A 20,441-nucleotide genomic window follows, 5' to 3' on the forward strand; every position below is an offset into this window, starting at 1 on the left:
AATAAAACGGCCTCGCTACGGTCGCTCTGCGTCGTAGCGAATGGCTCAGCGTTTATATAGTCGTCATGCTGAGCCTGATGGCTTAGGCTGGACTGATTCAGAATCTGAAAAAGATTTTTGGTTTGAGAATAGATAAGAACCTCAGCTTAATCACATGTCAAAGAATTATAAAAAAGCCTCAAACCCGGAGCAAATTCCGGCTCTTTTTACAGACGCATGGATGAAGCGTGATGCCGATATGCTCGCTTCGTTATTTACAGAAGATGCCGAATTTGTGAATGTTGTCGGACTCTGGTGGCACAATCGGGAGGACATCAAAGAAGCACATGCTTATGGATTTGATAAAATATTTGGGGACTCGGATTTGGTGCTCAGAGAAAGCAGGGTAAAATACCTGTCAGATGAGATTGCCGTGGTGCATGCCCGGATGCGACTTAAAAACCAGACACCGAAAGGGGAAGTCAACACACCTTCACTCCGACAAAACATTTTCACCTTTGTAGTTCAGAAACTGGAGAGTAGCTGGATATGTGTATCGGCACATAACACCGATATTATCCCCGGCGCTGAAACGAATATTATTGACGAAGAGGGGGAGTTTAAATCGGTGAATTACCGCGATTAAGAAAAAGAGAAGTCATTCCGCACGTGAGACGGAATCTCCCTGAAATATTTGGGATATTGTCAGTAAACAATGAGGGTGCAAATGGCATTTTATCGAAGAAACCTTCCACACTGGCAGCCAGAGGGTGCGGAATATTTTATCACATTTCGTTTAGCGGGTTCTTTACCAAAGCAAGCCGTTTCAAGGCTCAAGCAAGAGCAGAGATTGTTATTAAATAAGGTGGAAGATAGTTCCCGTAGTGCGGACAGGCTGTCCGCGCTACGGGAAAGAGTTCACAAAAAAATCTTTAAAAAATACGACCAACTACTGGACAGCAATGAGATAGGCCCAACTTGGCTTTTAAATGATGAGGTGACAGAAATTGTGAAAGAAGCAATTCACCACAGAGATCAGGAGAAATATGACTTATATGCTTACTGTATTATGCCAAATCATGTGCATTTGATTTGTAAGTTACCTGACGCAAATCACTTAAAACCCTCCGGGAAGAAAGATTATCCATTAACAAATATCTTGAAATCACTGAAATGGTTTACTGCTTTAGAGGCAAATAAGGTGCTAAAAAGAACCGGGTCTGCTTTTTGGCAAGCAGAGAGTTATGACCATGTAATCAGGGATTCAGATGAGTTACAGCGGATAATTTAATACACTCTACAGAATCCAGTAAATGCAGGGCTGGTTGATAATTGGAAAAGCTGGCATCATTCATATTGCAAAAAGGAATTCAGAGAACTGTTCTGAAGACCAGATGTTATAAACAGAGCGACTCAATGAAACCCATCACCTTCAAGTCACACATCAATTACCTGCCCAAGCTGAAGCTTACGCATATCACAGTGCCTTCACATATTGTTGATAAAACGGGTGGTATTGGAACGCGGCTGATGGTTTCCATTAACTCAGAAAAAGCCTTTCATGGTGGAATGGTGGCTTTGGGTGGTGGAGATGCTTACATCACCGTTAATAAAAAGCGTATGAAAAAGCTCGGGGTGAATAAGGGAGATGAAGTTGAAGTAACTATAGAACTTGATCAAAGTAAATACGGGATGGAAATGCCGGAAGAGTTAGAGGCTCTTTTGGAACAGGACAGAGAAGGAGAGCGAAGGTTTGAAATGCTGGCCCCCAGTAAACAGCGCTATATCATTCACTATGTATCTCAGGTTAAAAGCAGCCAAAAGAAAATTGATCGCGCCATAATGCTGATCAACAACCTGAAAGATCTACCCGAAGATGAATTTGATATGCGAAAACTATTAGGTCTTCCGCCCAGGGAATAGAACATCGAACAAGGAACACCGAACTTTGAAGGATTGACTTCAAAGTTCGGCGTTGGATGTTGCTTGTTCAGTATTTGTAATTAATTAGCTGTGCTTCCGCTGATGGTATGACCAAAGAAAACAGCGTTTGCAAACAGCTTATTGGTACCATACCAGAAGGCGCGGAAGTTAGGATTGTCGGCCATCGCTATTACACGCCCGCCTCCTAATCGGCTCACTACGATTGCCGCTGAGCCTTTAGCATTTTCAAGATTCTCATCGTTACTGTAACCGCTCGCTAACGGGTTATCCGTGTAGTAAAGCGGAGTGGAGTATGGGTTTTCTCCTTTCTTCATGAAGGTGGTAGTGCTTCGGAACACGGTGATGTCGTCATCATTATATCCGTAACCGAGGGGGTGAGTCAGGTCAAGTTTGGCGTTGAAGATAGAACCACCGATATACTCAGCTCCGGAGTCCGGGCCTTGTTTTACATACGGTCGTACTTCAACCTCCTCTTCCTCGTCTCCATTCTCCTCTTCTTCGTCCTCATCATCAATAAATTCGATGTTGGCGAAGCCCTGAGATTCGGCCCAGCGAAGAGCATTTCTGTAGGCGATTAAGGTACCTCCTTCACGAATCCAGTTTTTCAGATTTTCCGCAGCACGGTCGTTCATGCCGTAGCCGCTGGAAATAATTACATTATACCGATCAAGGTCGGTTCCGCCCAGTTCGTCATATTCAAGAATGGTAACCGGCATGTGGTACCGCTGATCGAACAGATGCCATACTTCACCAACCTCATACGAGCTGGTTCCAGAACCTCCAATAATAGCGACTTTAGGAGCCTCAAGGTTTTCAAAGTTATTACTTCCAAGATCCATCCCGGCCGGTGTTAATCCCGTGGTTAGATTGTACACGGTGATTCCGTCTTCTTCAGTAATGGTCTGAATAAGTTCATGAACTTCTTCGGGTTCATCCTGAACTCCCATAGGAACTAAAATGGTACCGTAGTCAAAGTCTTTAGCTCCGTTTTCGGTTATGGATTTAAAGGTTCGGGAGGCCACTTTAGCTCTCACGCCATTAGCCAGCAGCCGGTGCAGTGCCCGCGGGGAATAATATTCATCCCACTCAAAAGCATAGGCATAATTGGCTTTGCCACCGTTTAGTTCGCCGGTCAGGTTTAAATCGTCCAGAGAAAAAGCATCTCCCAGCATATTCTTGTTGAAGCCCCGGTTCAGCTCCGCAAATGGCAGGTTGAACGCATAGGGCATGGTCCAGGCCGATACATCATAAAAAAGGCTGTCGGTAAACTCTGTTCTTCGCTCAAACAGTGCGGTAATCAGCTTGAACTGCTTTTGGTTGGTAGGGACGATGTAGGCTTTTCCGGCTTTGAATTCATTATAGTCTCTTGCCAGTTCATACACCTCAACCTGATTTCTGTTCAGCATTTCAGCCAGGTGTTTGGTTCGGCCCTGGTCAGCTTCTTCCCCAAACACGTACGCCTTTATGGATGCATCACCTGCTTCTTCAGCAGCTTCCTGGTAAAACTCACGGGTGTTGGCCAGTAGTTCTTCTCTAAGGCTTTGGGCTGCTTCCAGTGTAGAAAGAGACGTCGTAAACTGGTTGCGGATGGTGAAAGGGAACTCAAGGATGCCGTGAATGCTTTCCTGTGCATGTCCGCGTGAACTGGCTTGCTCAAACAGGATTCCAATGGAACCATTTACATCCGGGTAAGTTGAGCCTTTTCCATAATAAAAGTCATCGAAGCTTTCTTTAGAATAATAGAGGGACTGAATTTCATCGAGTGCGTCGGCGTGATATTCAGCAATGGCTCCGGTCAGGTCCTGGTTTCGCTGCGGGGTGATGGGGTGTGTTCGCGAAGGAATACCCGGCTGAAAAAAGAACGTGGCGTTGGTTCCCATTTCGTGATGATCGGTTAAAATCTGAGGAACCCATTCGTGGAACTTGGCTACACGACCTTTGCTTTCCGGATGCTGCATCAACAGCCAGTCGCGGTTCAGGTCAAACCAGTAGTGATTGGTTCGTCCGCCCGGCCAGTTTTCATCAAACTCACGGCTTTGCGGATCACTCACCAGTACATTTTTACTTTTGTGGATATTTGCCCAGTGAGCAAACCGGCTTAACCCATCCGGGTTAATGCTCGGGTCAATCAAAACCACGGTGTTGTTAAGCATCTCATTAATTTCAGAACCTTGTGCAGCTGCCAGGTGATATACAACAGCCAGAGAAGCATTGGATCCGCTTGGCTCGTTTCCGTGCACACTGTAACTCATAGTTACCACAACCGGCATTTCAGAAAGATTTAAGTCCTCGGAAACAGAAGCATCGGTAAGCTTAAGGTGCTCTTGTTTGATCCGGTTGATATTGCGCTGGTTCTGAGGTGATGTGATGGTAAGCATCAGCAGCGGACGGTTGCCGTAGGTGCGGGCATATTCAGTAATCGTCACCCGGTTGGAAGCTTCCGCAACGGCATACATATACTCAACCAGCTGATCGTGGCGCACATGCCACTCGCCCAGTTCAGCTCCCAGGATTTCTTTGGGCGTGGGAATTTCAGAATTATAGCTAACGCCATCGGGGAGATAATAATCAAGGGTAACGGGCTCAGGGTTTAGCACCTGGGCGTGAGTCATCATCCCGAATAGCAAAGTGAAAAGAGCAGTAAAAAGAACTTTCATGGTTAGTTTGGTTTATGCTGGTTGATACTTCAATAACGCGTTGAATGGTACCAGTTCAAAATGAAAAAAGTTTTTAAAAGTTCCTGTTTATGGATAGGTAAGTATTACCGCGAAAGCTCTAAAGCACAAAAAGGTGAAGGAAAGTAATTTGTAGGTATGAGGCGGAGCATCAATAGGTCGTTACGCAGCGGAGCAGCGGAACGAGGTCAAAGCGCCAAAGCACAAGGTTGTAATTAGAAAAAGAGTGTAATCCATCATTCCGTTTAGTGGGGAAAAACTTTACCGCCAGAGAGAAGAGAAACGGGGTGATGGATAGGGTTGACTAAAGGTGCCTGCCCCGTATCTATTTCATCACCCGGCTCTCGCTTTATTTAGCAAGTCTTTCTTAATTAGGCAGAGCCGAATGACCGATTTGTGATTGTTGGCTTTCTCAGTTCTCGCAAAAACAATTATTTTCATTATAATCAGCCCGAATGGAAAACAGGAATCGGGAAATGAAGTCGGATAAAGTTACATCTACCTTTAAGTACGCATTTGGGCCGGGACTGATTTTGGCTGCGGCAGCCATCGGGGTTTCGCACTTGGTGCAATCTACCCGGGCTGGTGCTGATTATGGGTTCACCCTCGTCTGGGCTGTAATCATTGCCAGCCTGATGAAATACCCTTTTCTGGAATACGGCCCGCGCTATGCAACCGCCACCGGAGAAAGCCTGATTGCCGGCTACAAAAAACTGGGCAGCTGGGCACTTTGGATCTACATCATTTTCACCATTGGGACCATGTTCGCTATTCAGGCGGCTGTCACCATCGTTACGGCAAGCCTGGCTGTAGAATTAACCGGAATCGAGCTGCCGCTTTTGGTGTGGAGCATCATCATTTTAGTGATTTGCATTGGCGTGCTTTTTCGGGGTCAGTATTCCGCCCTCGATTCTCTCATTAAAGTAGTGATGGTAGTTCTGTCACTTTCAACCATTGCCGCTTTTTTGGTAGCATGGTTTGATCCCTCTCCGGCCGATTTACCGCCAGCTCCGTCTGTTTGGGATGTAGCCGGGGTCACCTTCCTGATTGCTTTAATGGGGTGGATGCCCATTCCCATTGATGCCGCGGCCTGGCATTCATTATGGAGCCTGGAACGTCAAAAGCAGACCAAACATAAATCGAGCCTCAAAGAAAGTCTGCTGGATTTTAATATTGGATATGTAGGCGCTTCCATCCTGGCGCTGATATTTTTGTCGCTGGGTGCCTTGGTTATGTTCGGGTCGGGAGTTAGCTTCTCTGCGTCGGGTGCCGGATTTGCCCAGCAGCTCATCGACCTCTATACCCAAACGTTAGGCGGCTGGGCTCACTGGATTATTATCATCTGTGCATTTACCACGATGTTTAGCACCACGCTTACAGTAACCGATTCTTACCCCAGGGTGACACGTGAAATTATTCGGGTGATGAAAAGTGAAGCCAATGAAACGGCTTTCTTTTCCTACAGAGGTCTGCTGTTTATCATATCAACCTTGTCGATGCTGGTGCTTTGGCTTACGGGAAGTCAGTTTACCTTTATGATTGACCTGGCCACCTCGCTATCCTTTCTTACGGCCCCTGCGCTGGCTTACATAAATTACAGGTTGATTAGGTCGCGGTTCACCCCCGAAGACCATCAACCTAAAACGTGGCTAAAGGTTTTGAGCTGGCTGGGTATGATTTTCCTCACAGCCTTTGCGCTGCTCTTTTTCTACTGGAGGTTTGTAGGGTAGGGAGAGAAATAATGTATTAATTGCTCATTCGGATTTGGTAAATTATTAATGATTGTATCCCAAGTAACAAAACGACAGTATTTCCTTTGAAAACAATATTTCCTCCAAGAGAGCCATTTAATGCTTATTCTCATTACCTCGGTGCTTTTATAGCCACCGTTTGGCTTTTCTTTTTGATGTCAACTGCGGCTGAAAGTCCGACCGGACACATAGTCGCGTACCTGGTATATGGCATATCGGTGATCCTGATGTTTCTCTCAAGTGCTATCTATCACACCTTAAATGTGCAAAATAACATAGAAGAGTTTTTCAGGATGGTGGATCATTATCTCATTTACATAGTGATTGCCGGAACCTACACACCTCTCTGTGCTATTGCACTGGAAGGAGCCTGGCAATGGGGGATGTTGCTGGGTATATGGCTGTTTGCCCTGGCCGGTATTTTAAAAAAGACATTCTGGATGAATGCGCCACGCTGGTTTTCGACGGTTATTTACCTGTTTATGGGTTGGGCTTCGGTCATAATTCTCCCCATGGTTTGGAAGTTGCTTCCCCACGCCTTTGTATACTGGATTGCCATTGGCGGATTGTTTTACACTGTCGGGGCGGTTATTTATGGTATTAAGAAACCGAACCCGATTCCAAACGCATTTGGCTTTCACGAAATTTGGCACCTGTTTGTAATGGGCGGTGCTTTTTCCCATTATTGGGCGATCTATAACTATTTACCCCCGTTTAGTATTTCAGGATGATGAAAAGGATTTTATTTGCTGTTCTATTTAGTTTGACGATTGCACCTGTCTCAACATTTGCACAGCTGTATAATGCCTCGGTAATAAATCGACCCGGGGGCTTGAATTGGCAGCAAATTAAGACGGAGCATTTCCGCATTATTTTCCCTGTAGGAGAAGACTCTCTGGCTTATCGGTCGGCGGCTATTCTTGAAAGTGAATACGCCAAAACCTCGAAACTAACCGGAGGAAAGCTCTCCAACTTCCCGGTGATTTTGAATAACTACAATGATCTCTCAAACGGATTTGTGACCTCTTTCAACTTTCGGTCCGAAATAGAATTAGCGGCCATAAAAGGCAAAGGGATGAACCCGCAATCCGGCGACTGGCTGGAGACGGTGCTTCCTCACGAACTCATCCATGCCACGCATTTTAATGTTCAGCAGCCTTTAGAAGATAAAAAAGTGAGCATTCCCAATGTCATAAGTTTATTATCTCCGGATATGGCCCGAACTTTTCATGGATTTGCCCCTGTGGGATTGCATGAAGGACTGGCGGTGTATTATGAAACGGAATCAGTGGCACCAAATGGCGGGCGGGGAAATTACAGCTTCTTCAATAATCGATTTAATGCAAATTTTGCCAGTCCCGGCCGATGGAATATGGGGCAAACACTCATTCCTTCAGATTACACCCAGCCTTACAATCGCCACTATATATCGGGATATACGTTTATTGATTGGTTGCATGACAATTATGGCGATGAAATTTCAAGAAATGCCATTCGCTATCACTACCATAATTTCTTTTTGGGATACGGTGTAGCGCTACGCGCTAAAACAGGAAAGTGGCCGGGTCAGTTATACGCCCTGTATGAAGAAGACCTCAAAGAGAAAGAAGAACAGCGATTGGCTGAAATTGACGTGAACACTACGGAAAAGTCCCGCATCATCGACACTCCGTTTAAAGGGGAAGAAATTCACGCCCCCAAATGGATCTCGGATAGCAAGCTGCTTTTTTATGGCTCTTTTTATAACGGACGAATTGGCTTCTATGAGTATGACCTGGAAACGGGTGCTATGGATCTGGTGAAAGAGGTATTCAGCGTGGAAGATTACAATTTTGAAATTGAAGCAGGTACAGATTTTTATTTCAGTAATTACTCCAGAGATCCGCTCATTCCCACCCAATACATTGCTGATGTCCAAAAACTGAACCTTGATATCGGCAAATCGGAAAAGCTTACAAAGAACGCTCGGGTTTATGCTCCCACCTCCAATGGAGAGCGTATTCTGGGAATACAAACAGCCGGATCAGGCGGGAATATTGTAGAGATACTTGAAGGCGGGAAGGTGAAAACACATAAAACTTTTGACGGCGCTATCCCGGATGCCCTTCGGTTCAACCCACAGAATCCCGAACAAATGGCGGTAATTTTGAAGCGCAGGGGAGTGCAGGCACTTTGGGTAACATCTTTGGAGAACCTTTCTGAAGATCTGAATGGAGCACCGGATTTGGCTTTTGAGAATGCTTCCGTATTTGATCCTCAATGGCATCCGGAGGGTGATCGAATTTTATTTAGCCTGGATGCTGGATCGGCGATGAACATCTATGAATATAATTTGCAGTCCGACGAAGTTACGCAGCTTACCAGCTCATTGTATAATGCATTTGAAGCCTCCTATTCACCGGATGGAAACCAAATTGCATATATAGTGCAGAAGGTTAATGAGAGGAAGTTGGCCGTACTAAATCGGAGTGACTTTCTGAATGCACCTGTTCCGGTTTCATTGAGGCTGACAGGCAGTTCACTTGATAAGGAATTAACAAGGCCATTGTTGGGAGGTTCTGCAATGGATTCCATTTCCACAATAGAGCCAACACCTTATAGAGCTGACGTTTCCTGGCTGAAGCCCCGCGCGGTATACCCGGTTTTGGAAGAAAAGGCAGGGACTTATCAGTATGGAGCCGGGTTTTCAAGTATTGATGTGCTCTCAAGTCAGGCTTACTCGGCCGAAATTACCGGGATACAAAACAGGCTTTGGTACGATATTACCTACACCAATAAGATGTTCTATCCCGGGTTTGAACTGAACGGGTACAGTGATCCCCAGTTTTTTTCCATACAGAACAGCGATACGGGGGAGCGATTTTCATTGATGCGTCAGGATCGGGGAGTCAGCTTATCGATGCCCTTTGATTATACATTTCGGGGTGACACCAGGCTTAGTTCTGTTTCATTTTCACCGGAAATTTCAGCCGAGCAGTTCAGGTATTATGATCTGGAGCCTTCGAGCCTGACTGATTTTGCAACGCGATACAAAGCCGGATTCTTTTCTCAGCTGAATATCGGTGTGTTGAATTTTAAGAGGGATATTCAGCCTTCTTCGGGTATATCCTTTTTCGGGCTCTATGAGCAGACCCTGAACGAGCCGGAGATATCCATTCCAACCCCGATTGGCACGTTCAATTCAACCTTTGCCAACCAATGGGCAGCTTATTATGGGGTGTTTGGGTTTGTTTCTCCTTTGAGAAGATGGAATCAGTCGCTGCGTCTCGATCTTCAGTTTCTTCAGCAAAGTACATCTCCCATTTACTCCAACGACACCATCATCCCAATGGGTTATAAGTCAGGTGCATTCCCAAATTTCAGAACCGGTCAGAATGGAGGATTTCAAAACCTGAGTCGTTTTAGTACCCGATATACCATCCCGCTTTGGTACCCCGATACCGGAGGCTTAACTCTGCCGTTGTATCTGAGCAGCATCTATTTAACAACTTTTACACATACCCTAACCGATATGGACGCCAACGACTTAGTGGCTTCAAGCCGAAGTATTTTCGGGGCCGGTTTCCATGTTCAGTTCAAAGTATCTAACTTGTTGTTTGACATAGGGGTAGGCCTTGCATACGAGCCCACCCGAAATAACACTCAATTTATATTCGGCCAATTTTGATTAAATCAATTGTTCTTCGAGGTACTATTCTGGTTTTTTGTGGAGCCTTTCTATTAACAACTATCGGTTGTGAGACTAAAAAGCCGGCAGACCCACAGCCTGCGCAAAACGGCAACCGAAAAAGCCCGATCGCCATCGCTTCCATAAAGCATAACGGAACATATATTAAAGTTGTTTACGGACAACCTTACCGGCGCGGACGTACAATTTTCGGAGAATGGGAGCCCTGGGGAAAAGTGTGGAGAACCGGTGCAAACGAAGCCACTGAAATAACCATAACGGAACCGGTATTAATGGGTGACCAGGCCATAACTCCCGGAACCTACGCTTTATTTACCATCCCGGAGCCGGATTCTTTTACGGTTATTCTCAACCATGAATTAGGGCAGTGGGGAGCCTTTGAATACAAGCCGGAGCGGGACTACAAACGGATGAAATTTCCCGTTCAGAATTTAGAGACACCGGTTGAGGCTTTTACTATACAATTCTCGGAACCTGAATACAGCATGACTTCCATGACGCTGAAATGGGACGTGGTACAAATTGATATTCCCATTCGATTCTACGGAGAGTAGGTCGAAGTGAAGGGCTGAATTCCTTCGTTTGTGAAGAGGAGGATTAAACTCTAATTCTCTACCAGCTTCAACAGCTCTGCAGGTACGTCAACATCCATTCGTAATACCTGAGAGGCATGAGTTTTTCCCTGCGCATCCAGCTTCAGGGAAACAGTTCCTCCACCACCAAGGCTTTGATTCAATATAAAATTAAGTGCCCCGATGTTAGGCAATTCATACCGCTCAACCTCACCCTTACACACATTTTTCATGTGATTTTTTACACGGTCAGCCGTTAGTGTTTCTTTCAGAAAAGGGTAAATATCCGGGTGGCGGGCAATGATTCCCACGTTACTTCCATTTCCTTTATCGCCGCTGCGACCATGGGCAATTTTCAATAATTTTACGGTAGGCATGATGAATTAAGTTTATAGGCTGAATTTTTGACAAAGATAAACGGATTTATTCTTACATCACAATCGATGTGGCTTGCCAATAAGCAGAGAGAAAATCTTTGCCTTTGAATTAATCAGAGAGGTAATAAACCACGGTAGAAACCACACGTACATTCTTGATGTGTGGATTGTTGTTGTCGCGGGGTGAAATGCTAAACTGCCCCTGATAAGCCGTCTTTATTTTACCGAGCTCACTGTTTGAATCCTCAGCAAATTTCTGAGCCACTTTCCGGGCTTCTTTGGTTGATTCCTCAATCATTTGAGGTTTGATGTCATTCAGGCTATTGAACAAATACTCCGTTCGCACCTGATATTCATTCCCGGTAAGGGCTACTCCCTGCTTTCCAAGCTCCGCCAGTTTATTCATGATCTCCCGAACCTGAAGCACATTTTCAGAATACACAGTCACTGTTTGATTGGCTACATATCTATACTCCGGGTTGTCCGCACCGCCGTATTGCTGGGCTGATTTATCTGTCACAAAAGGGGTGGAGACTGAAATCTCTTCTTCATTCACACCGTTTTCAATAAGGAAGCTTTTTATTTTTTGCTCACTTTGTTCCAGGTCCAGATAAATATCTGCAAGCTGATTGTTGGCTTCGGTGAATTGTATTGGCCAGATTACAACATCGGCCAGGTGCTCCTGCTCAGCCAGCCCTTTTACAGTAACCGTTCGCTCATATTCTTTATAAGTAATGGCCGCATTGCGGAGCAAAAAACCCAGCGAAGCCAATCCTATTACGATTCCAATGCCAAGAATTACAAAGTTGCGATTATTTTGTTCGTTCATAATGGGTCAATTTTAAAGTGTAGAAAACAAACGATGTTGTTAACAGATTTAGTCCATTCAAAAACAAATGTTTCATCAATCCGCTGTCAGCTGTAGTCTGAAAGCTGACAGCCCTGAACTACGCCCTCTCTGCCAGCTCCAGCCAGTTCAGTTCTTTTTCTTCCAATGACTCTTTCAGTTCTTCAAACTCCTTCGAAAGCTCATTCAGCTCCTCATATCCTAAATCACCACCACTCATTTTCTCTTCAAGCCTGGACTTTTCTTCTTCCATTTTGGCAATTTCCTTCTCCAGCTTATTGAACTCCCTGCGCTCGTTATAGCTTAGTTTTTTGGGTTGATCCGATGATTCTTTTTGATCGGCTACGGTTTTGTCATCAGCCTTAGGCTTTGCTTTTTTGAGGGATGAAGCCGCAGCCATGCGTTTCAGCATCTCTTCGCGATATTCTTCATAGGTTCCGTGGAAGTCATCAATCACACCCTGTCCCTCAAACACAAAATAGTGATCCACCAGTTTATCCATAAAGAAGCGGTCGTGAGATACGATGATCAGGCAGCCCCCGAAATTTTGAAGGAAATCTTCCAGCTTATTCAGGGTGAGTAGATCCAGGTCGTTGGTAGGCTCATCAAGGATCAGGAAGTTGGGATTTTTGATGAGCACCATCATTAACCCCAGCCGGCGCTTTTCCCCGCCGCTCAGTTTTTCAACCGGTGTGTACTGCATTTTGGAATGAAACATAAAGTGTTCCAGGAACTGCGATGCCGTTATCCTGTCCCCATTGGAAAGTTCGATTACTTCTGCCACTTCCTTGATGACTTCAATCACCCGCTTCGATTCATCGATCTTAATTCCCTTCTGCTGATAGTGACCAAATACAATAGTCTCACCGGTTTCAATTTCACCGGAATCAGCGGGTTCTTCCCCCAGCAGGATTTTCAAAAAGGTGCTTTTTCCCACTCCGTTCTTACCTAGAATTCCAATCCGTTCGCCTTGTAAAAACTGGTAGCTGAAATCATCGAGGATCACCGTATCGCCAAATGATTTAGACAGGTTCTCGACTTCGAGCACTTTCCCGCCCATCCGACTCATGTTTACATCCAGCTGCAGTTCGGTTTCTTCACGGGCTGATTGCGCCTTTTCTTTGGTCTTGTAAAAATCCTTGATGCGGGACTTTGATTTCGTGGTCCGGGCTTTGGGGCCGCGACGCATCCATTCCAGCTCCTTCTTCATCAGCTTGCCGGCCTTGGCTATTTCGGTGGCCTCAACCTCTTCCCGCTCGGCTTTCTTTTCCAGATAATATTCGTAATTCCCTTTATGGTGATAGAGCTTCCCATAATCCAACTCCAGGATATGGTTACACACCCGATCAAGGAAATACCGGTCGTGCGTAACCATAAGCAAGGTCATGGTACTTTTGGCGAGATACGATTCCAGCCACTCAATCATCTCCACATCCAGGTGGTTAGTCGGTTCATCCAGAATCAGCAGGTCGGGTTCATCAAGCAATACAAAAGCCAGTGCTACCCGCTTTCGCTCACCACCGGAAAGCGAGGCGATGGACTGATCCAGGTCGTAGATATTCAGCACGCCGAGGATCTGTTCCATCTGCTGCTCTACATCCCAGGCTTCGGCAGCGTCCATGGCAGCGGTGGCTTTCTCGAAAGCCTGCTGGGTTTGCGGATTGAAATCCTCAGCCTGCTCCCGAACGGCCTTCTCATATCGCTGTACCACACGGATCTTCTCCGAATTTCCATGGGCGATAAACTCGCTGATGGTCATACTGTCATCCATGTCCGGCTCCTGCGCAAGAAACCCAACCTGAATGCCTTTCTGGGTCATCACTTTTCCGGAATCCGGCTCCATTTCTCCGGCCAGTATTTTCAGTAAAGTAGACTTGCCCGTGCCATTGGGGGCAATCAGGGCTGTCTTATCCCCTTTGGAAATGCCAAAGGTTAAATCCTCAAAAAGGGGTTTTATCCCAAAGTTTTTGGAAAGGTTTTCGGTGGAAAGATAGGTCATGAATGGAATAACAGTTAGAGCTCAATTGATGAGTAACTAAAATAAGGATTTTATCGCGGGAACCCATTTATGAGTTTTAGTGGCCATCCAAAAAATAGGATTGAAACTGAAGTGACATCTGTTTAAGCTAACTCACAACCAAACGAGGATATAGTTGAAATTTAAAACACCACCAGTACCAAAAAACCAGGAGGGCAGAGAGCGCTCGATTGGATTTGAGTTCGAATTCACCGGCGTGGAAATGGCCGATGCTGCCGAGATGATTGTGAATCTGTATGGCGGGGAAACAGAGCAGATAAGCGGGTATGAGTTTAAGGTGAATGATACCGATTTCGGTACTTTTTCTCTGGAACTTGATGCGAGCCTGTTTCTCAACAAAAAATATGAAGGGGTGTTGAAGTCGGTAGGGCTGGATGTGGAGAAGCTTCAAAATAAAGATAAGTTGGAAGACACCCTCCGGGATATGGCATCCACCATTGTGCCCTTTGAGATTATCACTCCGCCAATCCCTTTTTCCAAACTGGATGCACTGAACAAACTGGTGGATAAGCTTCGGGAGTGGAAAGCGAAGGGAACGGGAAGCTCGTTTTTCTATGCCTTTGGTCTTCACCTGAACCCGGAAGTACCGGAGTTGACAGCGGACAGCCTGCTTCGCCATCTAAAAGCTTATGTGATGCTGGATGCCTGGATTCGGCAGGATGCGGATATTGATATCAGTCGAAAGCTGACGCCCTATATCAACGAATATGAAGTTAAATACATCCGCCACATCTTACAGGAGGACTACCAGCCGGATTTGGAATCGTTGATCCACGACTATTTTGAATTTGAGAACTCCCGAAACCGCCCGCTGGATATGCTTCCGGTATTCCGGTTTCTGGAGGAGGAACTAACCGAAGAATTGCTGGAGGAAAAACTGACTTCCGCCCGCCCCACTTTTCATTACCGGCTTCCGAACTGCTCCATTCAGGATGAAAACTGGTCGTTGGGGGAGGAATGGAACCGTTGGTGGCTCGTTGAGCGTTTAGCGAATGATGAACAGGCATTAAATCAATACGCACGAAGGTTTTTACAGATGGATGACAAGACGTTATTTAGCGTAAAACGGAAATGGATAAAGCTGATGGATCGGTGGGTTCAAAATGTACGATAGAGAACCGGTTATTGGTATTACAGGTCCGACTGAAGGTGGTACAGGCGCCTGGATTTTTACAGCACTTTCCGTCATTCTTCAGGGTGGCAAGCCTCTTCGCATTAATCCGGATACACCACGAAGCATTGACCAGGTAGACGGGCTGATTTTAGGCGGAGGAGCTGACGTGGAACCCATGAAGTATGGCCAACAGCGAATCGTGAAAGCAAAGCTGGCCCGCGACAAACGCACGGTATTTGAATGGATTCTCTCCATTCTCTTCTTCCCGGTATATTGGCTGGCAAGATATTTTCAGCATACCAAGCGATCACCTATCGACTTGAAGAGGGATTCCCTTGAATTGAAACTTTTGGAGCAGGCCATTGAACGGGGGCTTCCCGTGCTGGGCATCTGCCGGGGCATGCAGCTTATGAATGTGCATTTCAAAGGAACGCTACACCAAGATATCCGGGGTTTTTATGCGGAAAAAGCGCAGGTGTCGTCTATTTTTCCCAAAAAAAGGATCACCATTAAAGATCATACCAAGTTGTGCGAACTGCTGCAGACCGACATCTGCAATGTAAACGCCCTGCATAATCAGGCCATTGATAAGCCGGGAAAGGGAATAGAAGTGGCCTGTCAGGAACTGAATACCGGAATTACTCAGGCCATCGAGCATACGGAATATCCGTTTATGATAGGCGTTCAGTGGCACCCCGAGTACCTTATTCAAATTGCCCGCCAGCGCAATATCTTCAAACAACTGGTGCAAGCGGCAAGGTGAGTTGATTTTTTGAATGCATCCTGTTCTAACTGTTAGTACAAAATCCGTGTTTTAATGGTGTGCTTCACATTTCGGATTTCCTGAATTACCTGCTCGTCGTACTCCTTATCCACATCCAGTACCACGTAACCAATGTGCTCGTTGGTTTTCAGGTACTGCCCCAGAATGTTAATGTCCGAATCAGACAGGCACCTGTTGATTTCGGAAAGAACGCCCGGCTTGTTTTCGTGAATATGCAGAATACGGTGGGCGTTTTTCTGAACGGGCAGGTTCAGCGGTGGTACGGAGTGGGAACCAACCGTTGTTCCATTATCAATCAGGTTGATGAGCTTGGTGGAAACGTCAACTCCGATGTTATACTGTGCCTCAATAGTGGAGCCGCCAATATGCGGAGTTAAAATCACATTGGGCAAGTTCTGCAATGCCGTGGAAAAGTTCTCGCCCGATGATTCCGGCTCTTCAGGATATACATCAATTCCCGCTCCGGAAATATGCCCGGATTCTATAGCCTCTTTCAAGGCCTGTATATCCACAACCGAACCCCGTGACAGGTTAAGCAGAACGCTGCCTTTCTTCATTTGAGCAAATCGCTCGGCGTCCATCATCTTGTTGGTGCCCGGAGTGGCCGGTACATGCAGCGTCACGATATCCGATTTGTTGAGTAGTGCTTCCAGCGATTCCACCCGCGTGGCGTTACCCATAGGGAGCTTGGGCTCAACATCATAAAAGAGCACATTGAAGCCCATATTCTCCGCCAGTACGGAAACCTGGGACCCAATATGTCCATATCCGATAATACCGATATTCTTCCCTCTGACTTCATAGCTGTCTTTGGCGTCCTTCAGCCAGGTGCCCTCATGAGCTTTTTTATCACGAAGGGGAATGCGGCGCTTCAGCATAATGGATTCGGCTATCACCAACTCTGCGACCGAACGGGTATTGGAATAAGGGGAGTTGAAAACGGTGATGCCGGCCATCATAGCAGCCTGCAAGTCTACCTGATTGGTGCCGATACAAAAGCAGCCAATGCCTTTGAGCTTATTCGCTTTTTGGATGACTTTCTCTGTAATCTGGGTTTTCGATCGAATGCCAATCAGGTGGACATCCTCAATTTTATCCAGAAGTTCTTCTTCACTAAGAGCTTCATCCTGGGTTTCTACATTCAGAAAATGATGCTTCCTGAAGTTCTCTTCAGCTGTGGGGTGAATTCCTTCCAGTAACAGGACTTTAATATTCTCTTTGGGATAAGAAAGGTCGTCGGTTTCGGCAGACATAAATTGTTTTTGAGTGTAAGTGAGTGAGGGAAGGTAAAAAAGATTTTCACTTTTTTAAGGAATACTATTCAAATCGAGCAACCTTTCAGTGTCCGCAGGGTCGTGGAAGTTATAGGTTCTCCTATCGCCCCTGAACGCGCTTTCTCAGCTTCATGCTGGTTTTGTATTGTTTGTTATCCCGGATCAGGTGCAGGGTCATTTCTTCACCTTCATCGTATTCCCGCATCAGGGCCCATGCGTGCATGTCGCTGGTTACGCGCTCTTCCCCGATTTGGACAATCACATCACCGGGCATAATGCCGCACTCATAAGCAGGCCCGCTTTTGTTTACTTCGGTCACAAATAAACCAAGAACCCGGGGGATGCTTGGGTACTGCATGATCAGCTGACGGGTAACGGGCACGAATTTCATTCCGGGGTCATATTCCAGGGAAACGGAACCGGATTCCTTGAGCTGAGAAATGATTTTTTGAACCCGGTTGCTGGGAATGGCAAAGCCTAATCCCACAAAACCGGAACTGGTACCGCCCGTAAAAATGAAGGTGTTTACACCCATCACTTCGCCATTGCTGTTCACTAAAGGTCCGCCGGAATTCCCCCTGTTAATGGCGGCATCGGTTTGAATCATTTCGACATATACGCGAGGGTCCTGGGGGTCGGGCCGGAAGTCACGTTCTTTGGCACTTACCACACCAACGGTTACGGAAGGCTGGCCATCGGCAAAAAGCCCGAAAGGATTCCCCATGGCAATGGACCATTCCCCAACCATTATGTCATCAGAATCAGCAAATTCAACATAGGGAAAAGAAGTTCGTTCGCTCTTAATTTGAAGCAGCGATAAGTCAGCAAGTTCATCAGATCCCAGCAGCTCGGCTTCGTGTTTGCTCCCATCCGATAAAGCCACCATAATGGTTTTGGAGTTTTTACTGGCTACATGCTCGTTGGTAACCACCAGCCCATCTTCACTGATAATAAATCCGGAACCGGAACTTTTAACTTCACGCTGAACGGGCACATCAAAATACCGGAAGAAGAAAGAGTCAAACTCACGGGTGTACCCTCGCTGCAATTCGGTAACGGTAATGCTTACAACAGCCGGGCCGGCTTTGTCTACGGCATTGGTGATGGCGTTTTTGCGGGAATCATCAACAGAAGGCTGGTTTTGGTCTTCAACCGTTTCGGATTGGTCCTGGGCTTTGCCCGGGCTGATGGCGCTTATTACAGCCAATGGTGTTTTGCCCGAATTGTTTTCTTTCTGTTCAGGAAAACACCCTGTGAATACTAAGGTCAGCAGTGTGAAGATGGTAACGTGTCTAATCATAGACTGAATTTTCGATTAGAATAAGTAAGTAGGTAGATACAAATGGAATAAGCTAACGGAGCAAACATCGCTTCCATTGCCCGAATGTACGGTTTTATAATCGGTCACAGTTTACTGAACATGCGCCATAAAATAGTGCCGAGATGCATCATAAGAACCGAAGTCATTTTATACTCTTTGGACGTAAACACCCGCTTTCGTTTCAGTACTACATAACCGAACAGGGGCACACTGGGCGGGATCTTCATTTTATTCTTTATAAGCTGCTTTTCAGTAATCGCAAATAATGGAATCCCAATTTCAGCCGGAAGCCCTTCATCCTGAGAAGTTTCAATTAAAATGCCTCGTCCCGTAGTGTACACGTTGTTGACCATATAGGGCCTTTTCTTCTTCTGCAATCGTTGAAATGTCTCTTCCCTTTTAATTTCCCGAGGGCCGTAGGAGGGCGGGGGTTGAACGCCGTTTGCAAGCAACATCTGAACTTTATCACCCTTTATCACCCAAAAGGAAAGGTGATCGGTTTGAAGTTTCTGCTCCAGGGTTTTACACAGCTTTTGCGTGGTGTGAACGAAATCTCCGGAAGATACTTCGAATAAAAGGCTTTTGGTGATGGCTTTCCGGTCAAGCTCTAAGTTGGGAGGCAAATCAGGAATATCAACATTGGATACCATTTTACCCCGAATACGATTTTTTAGCTCATCGGGCTTTTCATTAAACAGGGCTTTGTCAATGAAGTCAGCAGCTCCAAGTCCCAGTGCCATCTGCTCTTTTTCTACTGTTGGCAGGCTGGTCATAATGAGAACAGGGATGTTTTGTCGGTCGGCATCTTCCATCAATGCCTGTAAAAAGTCAAGGCCCGACATTCCCGGCATGTGGATGTCGGTTAGTATGAAGTGCACTTTCTTTTCGGCCAGCATATCAATGCCTTCCTGCGCAGTACCTGCCATCAGGATGTTATACTCATCACCCAGCATCTTATTAAGCATAAGATGAATGGGAGTGTCGTCATCAATGATCAACAGGTTGTACTCTTTATCCATATTACTCTCTGTTACTAACCGTTTTACCGGGTGTATAATAGTAAAAAACTACAATTGTTCATTACCCGCGTTTATAACTTCTTCTATAGCCGTTTGCAGCGGCCCCGAATGCCAGGCTCCGGCAGCTTTTTTATGTCCGCCCCCGTTAAATTTTCGCGCCCATTTGTTAACGTCAATTTCACTTTGTGAGCGAAGGCTCAGCTTTACCCGGTCACCATCTTCACGGAACAACACGCAGGCTTTAACTCCTTCCACACTAAGGGGGTATTGTACAAATCCCTCGGTATCTTCATTTGTTGTGCCGGTTTTATCAAACATTTCCCGGGTAATGGTTATCGTTGAAATATCGCCTCCGGCATGAAGTTCAATGGTTTCCAACGCCATACTTAACAGCTTTAGTTGCCTCAGCGGACGAGAACTATATATCTTCTCAGTGATTTGATTTGGAGTGAACCCGCCACGATCCAGCAGATCTGCCGCCGCGTGAAGAGTTCCGGGTTTTACACTATCGAACTGGAAGGAGCCGGTATCGGTAACAAGCCCGAGATACATAGCTTTAGCGGCGAGCTTGTCAATTTGATCAGGGTTGTGTTCGGCATATAGTCTGTACACCAGCTCACAAGTTGAAGACGCTTCCACTTCAGAAACAAACTCCTCAAAAACATCATCCGGCTCGGGATGATGGTCAATCATGTAAACGGGTTTGTCCAATTCCGTTATCTTTTCAGCAGTATCGCCAAAACGGTGGAGGGCATTTCCGTCCACAACCACAAAGGCATCAAAACCTGAAAGGTCGGAAGCCGATGGTTTGGAAATAGGGAAAAAGTCGTGCAGCCATCCCATGTTCTCCGGAACGCTATCTTCGTTGAAAGCCGATGTCTCGATTCCGTTTTTCTGAAGCCAAAGACATAGGGCGACCTGCGATCCGAGGCAGTCTCCATCGGGGCGGACATGAGAAAAAACAGCTACTTTTTGATGTTGTAGTATTTTTGAAATAAAGTTTTTGAACATAAAATCTCCTTGGCGTCAAAAATAGGCGAACATTGCCACAAATCCAT

17 protein-coding genes are annotated in these 20,441 nt (G+C 46.0%); 9 read left to right on the forward strand and 8 right to left on the reverse strand.

Annotated features, from left to right (window positions below):
- Positions 1 to 154 precede the first annotated feature (154 nt).
- The 3 genes from ABFW99_RS08025 (at position 155) to ABFW99_RS08035 (ending at position 1,902) form a co-directional block, all read left to right on the forward strand.
- A complete protein-coding gene (locus ABFW99_RS08025) occupies positions 155 to 625 on the forward strand; it encodes a YybH family protein (RefSeq protein WP_349354996.1) in 471 nt (156 codons plus the stop codon).
- A gap of 81 nt (positions 626 to 706) precedes the next feature.
- Entirely contained in the window at positions 707 to 1,270 is a 564-nt protein-coding gene (locus ABFW99_RS08030; protein WP_349354997.1) for a transposase, read from the forward strand.
- A 125-nt stretch (positions 1,271 to 1,395) separates the two neighbouring features.
- Positions 1,396 to 1,902 (forward strand): YdeI/OmpD-associated family protein, encoded by a 507-nt coding sequence (locus ABFW99_RS08035; protein WP_349354998.1) that lies wholly within the window; start codon positions 1,396 to 1,398, stop codon positions 1,900 to 1,902.
- A gap of 80 nt (positions 1,903 to 1,982) precedes the next feature.
- On the opposite strand, the gene ABFW99_RS08040 is transcribed toward ABFW99_RS08035, so the two are convergent.
- A complete protein-coding gene (locus ABFW99_RS08040; protein ID WP_349354999.1) occupies positions 1,983 to 4,580 on the reverse strand; it encodes a M14 family metallopeptidase in 2,598 nt (865 codons plus the stop codon).
- A 473-nt stretch (positions 4,581 to 5,053) separates the two neighbouring features.
- On the opposite strand from ABFW99_RS08040, the gene ABFW99_RS08045 reads away from it, so the two are divergent.
- The 4 genes from ABFW99_RS08045 (at position 5,054) to ABFW99_RS08060 (ending at position 10,591) form a co-directional block, all read left to right on the forward strand.
- Positions 5,054 to 6,328 (forward strand): Nramp family divalent metal transporter, encoded by a 1,275-nt coding sequence (locus ABFW99_RS08045; protein ID WP_349355000.1) that lies wholly within the window; start codon positions 5,054 to 5,056, stop codon positions 6,326 to 6,328.
- Between the two features lie 86 nt (positions 6,329 to 6,414).
- Entirely contained in the window at positions 6,415 to 7,080 is a 666-nt protein-coding gene (trhA, locus tag ABFW99_RS08050; RefSeq protein ID WP_349355001.1) for a PAQR family membrane homeostasis protein TrhA, read from the forward strand.
- A gap of 101 nt (positions 7,081 to 7,181) precedes the next feature.
- A complete protein-coding gene (locus tag ABFW99_RS08055; RefSeq protein ID WP_349355002.1) occupies positions 7,182 to 10,016 on the forward strand; it encodes a hypothetical protein in 2,835 nt (944 codons plus the stop codon).
- Positions 10,013 to 10,591: a DUF2911 domain-containing protein gene (locus ABFW99_RS08060; RefSeq protein ID WP_349355003.1), complete on the forward strand. Its 579-nt coding sequence runs from the start codon at positions 10,013 to 10,015 to the stop codon at positions 10,589 to 10,591. The genes ABFW99_RS08055 and ABFW99_RS08060 overlap by 4 nt, the downstream gene beginning before the upstream one ends.
- Positions 10,592 to 10,641: 50 nt before the next feature.
- Here ABFW99_RS08060 and ABFW99_RS08065 read toward each other — a convergent pair whose 3' ends face one another.
- The 3 genes from ABFW99_RS08065 to ABFW99_RS08075 form a co-directional block, all read right to left on the reverse strand.
- Positions 10,642 to 10,986 (reverse strand): AtuA-related protein, encoded by a 345-nt coding sequence (locus ABFW99_RS08065; protein ID WP_349355004.1) that lies wholly within the window; start codon positions 10,984 to 10,986, stop codon positions 10,642 to 10,644.
- Between the two features lie 109 nt (positions 10,987 to 11,095).
- Positions 11,096 to 11,815, reverse strand: a complete 720-nt coding sequence (locus ABFW99_RS08070; protein ID WP_349355005.1) for an SIMPL domain-containing protein — start codon at positions 11,813 to 11,815, stop codon at positions 11,096 to 11,098.
- A 118-nt stretch (positions 11,816 to 11,933) separates the two neighbouring features.
- The gene (locus ABFW99_RS08075; protein ID WP_349355006.1) at positions 11,934 to 13,832 is read right to left on the reverse strand and encodes an ABC-F family ATP-binding cassette domain-containing protein; all 1,899 of its coding nucleotides are present in this window, start codon (positions 13,830 to 13,832) and stop codon (positions 11,934 to 11,936) included.
- Between the two features lie 154 nt (positions 13,833 to 13,986).
- Between ABFW99_RS08075 and ABFW99_RS08080 the strand changes: the two genes are divergently transcribed.
- Together ABFW99_RS08080 and ABFW99_RS08085 are read left to right on the forward strand one after the other, a co-directional pair.
- On the forward strand, positions 13,987 to 14,985 hold the full coding sequence (locus ABFW99_RS08080) for an amidoligase family protein (protein ID WP_349355007.1): 999 nt from the start codon (positions 13,987 to 13,989) through the stop codon (positions 14,983 to 14,985).
- Positions 14,975 to 15,748 (forward strand): gamma-glutamyl-gamma-aminobutyrate hydrolase family protein, encoded by a 774-nt coding sequence (locus tag ABFW99_RS08085; protein WP_440707467.1) that lies wholly within the window; start codon positions 14,975 to 14,977, stop codon positions 15,746 to 15,748. The genes ABFW99_RS08080 and ABFW99_RS08085 overlap by 11 nt, the downstream gene beginning before the upstream one ends.
- A gap of 32 nt (positions 15,749 to 15,780) precedes the next feature.
- Here the strand turns inward: ABFW99_RS08085 and serA are convergent, their stop codons facing one another.
- From serA to ABFW99_RS08105, 4 genes are all read right to left on the reverse strand, one after another.
- Positions 15,781 to 17,022 (reverse strand): phosphoglycerate dehydrogenase, encoded by a 1,242-nt coding sequence (gene serA, locus ABFW99_RS08090; RefSeq protein ID WP_349355010.1) that lies wholly within the window; start codon positions 17,020 to 17,022, stop codon positions 15,781 to 15,783.
- 121 nt (positions 17,023 to 17,143) lie between these two features.
- Positions 17,144 to 18,343, reverse strand: coding sequence for a S1C family serine protease (locus ABFW99_RS08095; protein WP_349355011.1), 1,200 nt, complete (start codon positions 18,341 to 18,343; stop codon positions 17,144 to 17,146).
- A 104-nt stretch (positions 18,344 to 18,447) separates the two neighbouring features.
- Positions 18,448 to 19,383, reverse strand: a complete 936-nt coding sequence (locus ABFW99_RS08100) for a response regulator (protein WP_349355012.1) — start codon at positions 19,381 to 19,383, stop codon at positions 18,448 to 18,450.
- Positions 19,384 to 19,431: 48 nt separating this feature from the next.
- Positions 19,432 to 20,394 (reverse strand): DHH family phosphoesterase, encoded by a 963-nt coding sequence (locus ABFW99_RS08105; protein ID WP_349355013.1) that lies wholly within the window; start codon positions 20,392 to 20,394, stop codon positions 19,432 to 19,434.
- Positions 20,395 to 20,441 lie beyond the last annotated feature (47 nt).

Origin of the sequence: Gracilimonas sp. BCB1 (assembly GCF_040117685.2) — a bacterium.
GTDB lineage: Bacteria > Bacteroidota > Rhodothermia > Balneolales > Balneolaceae > Gracilimonas.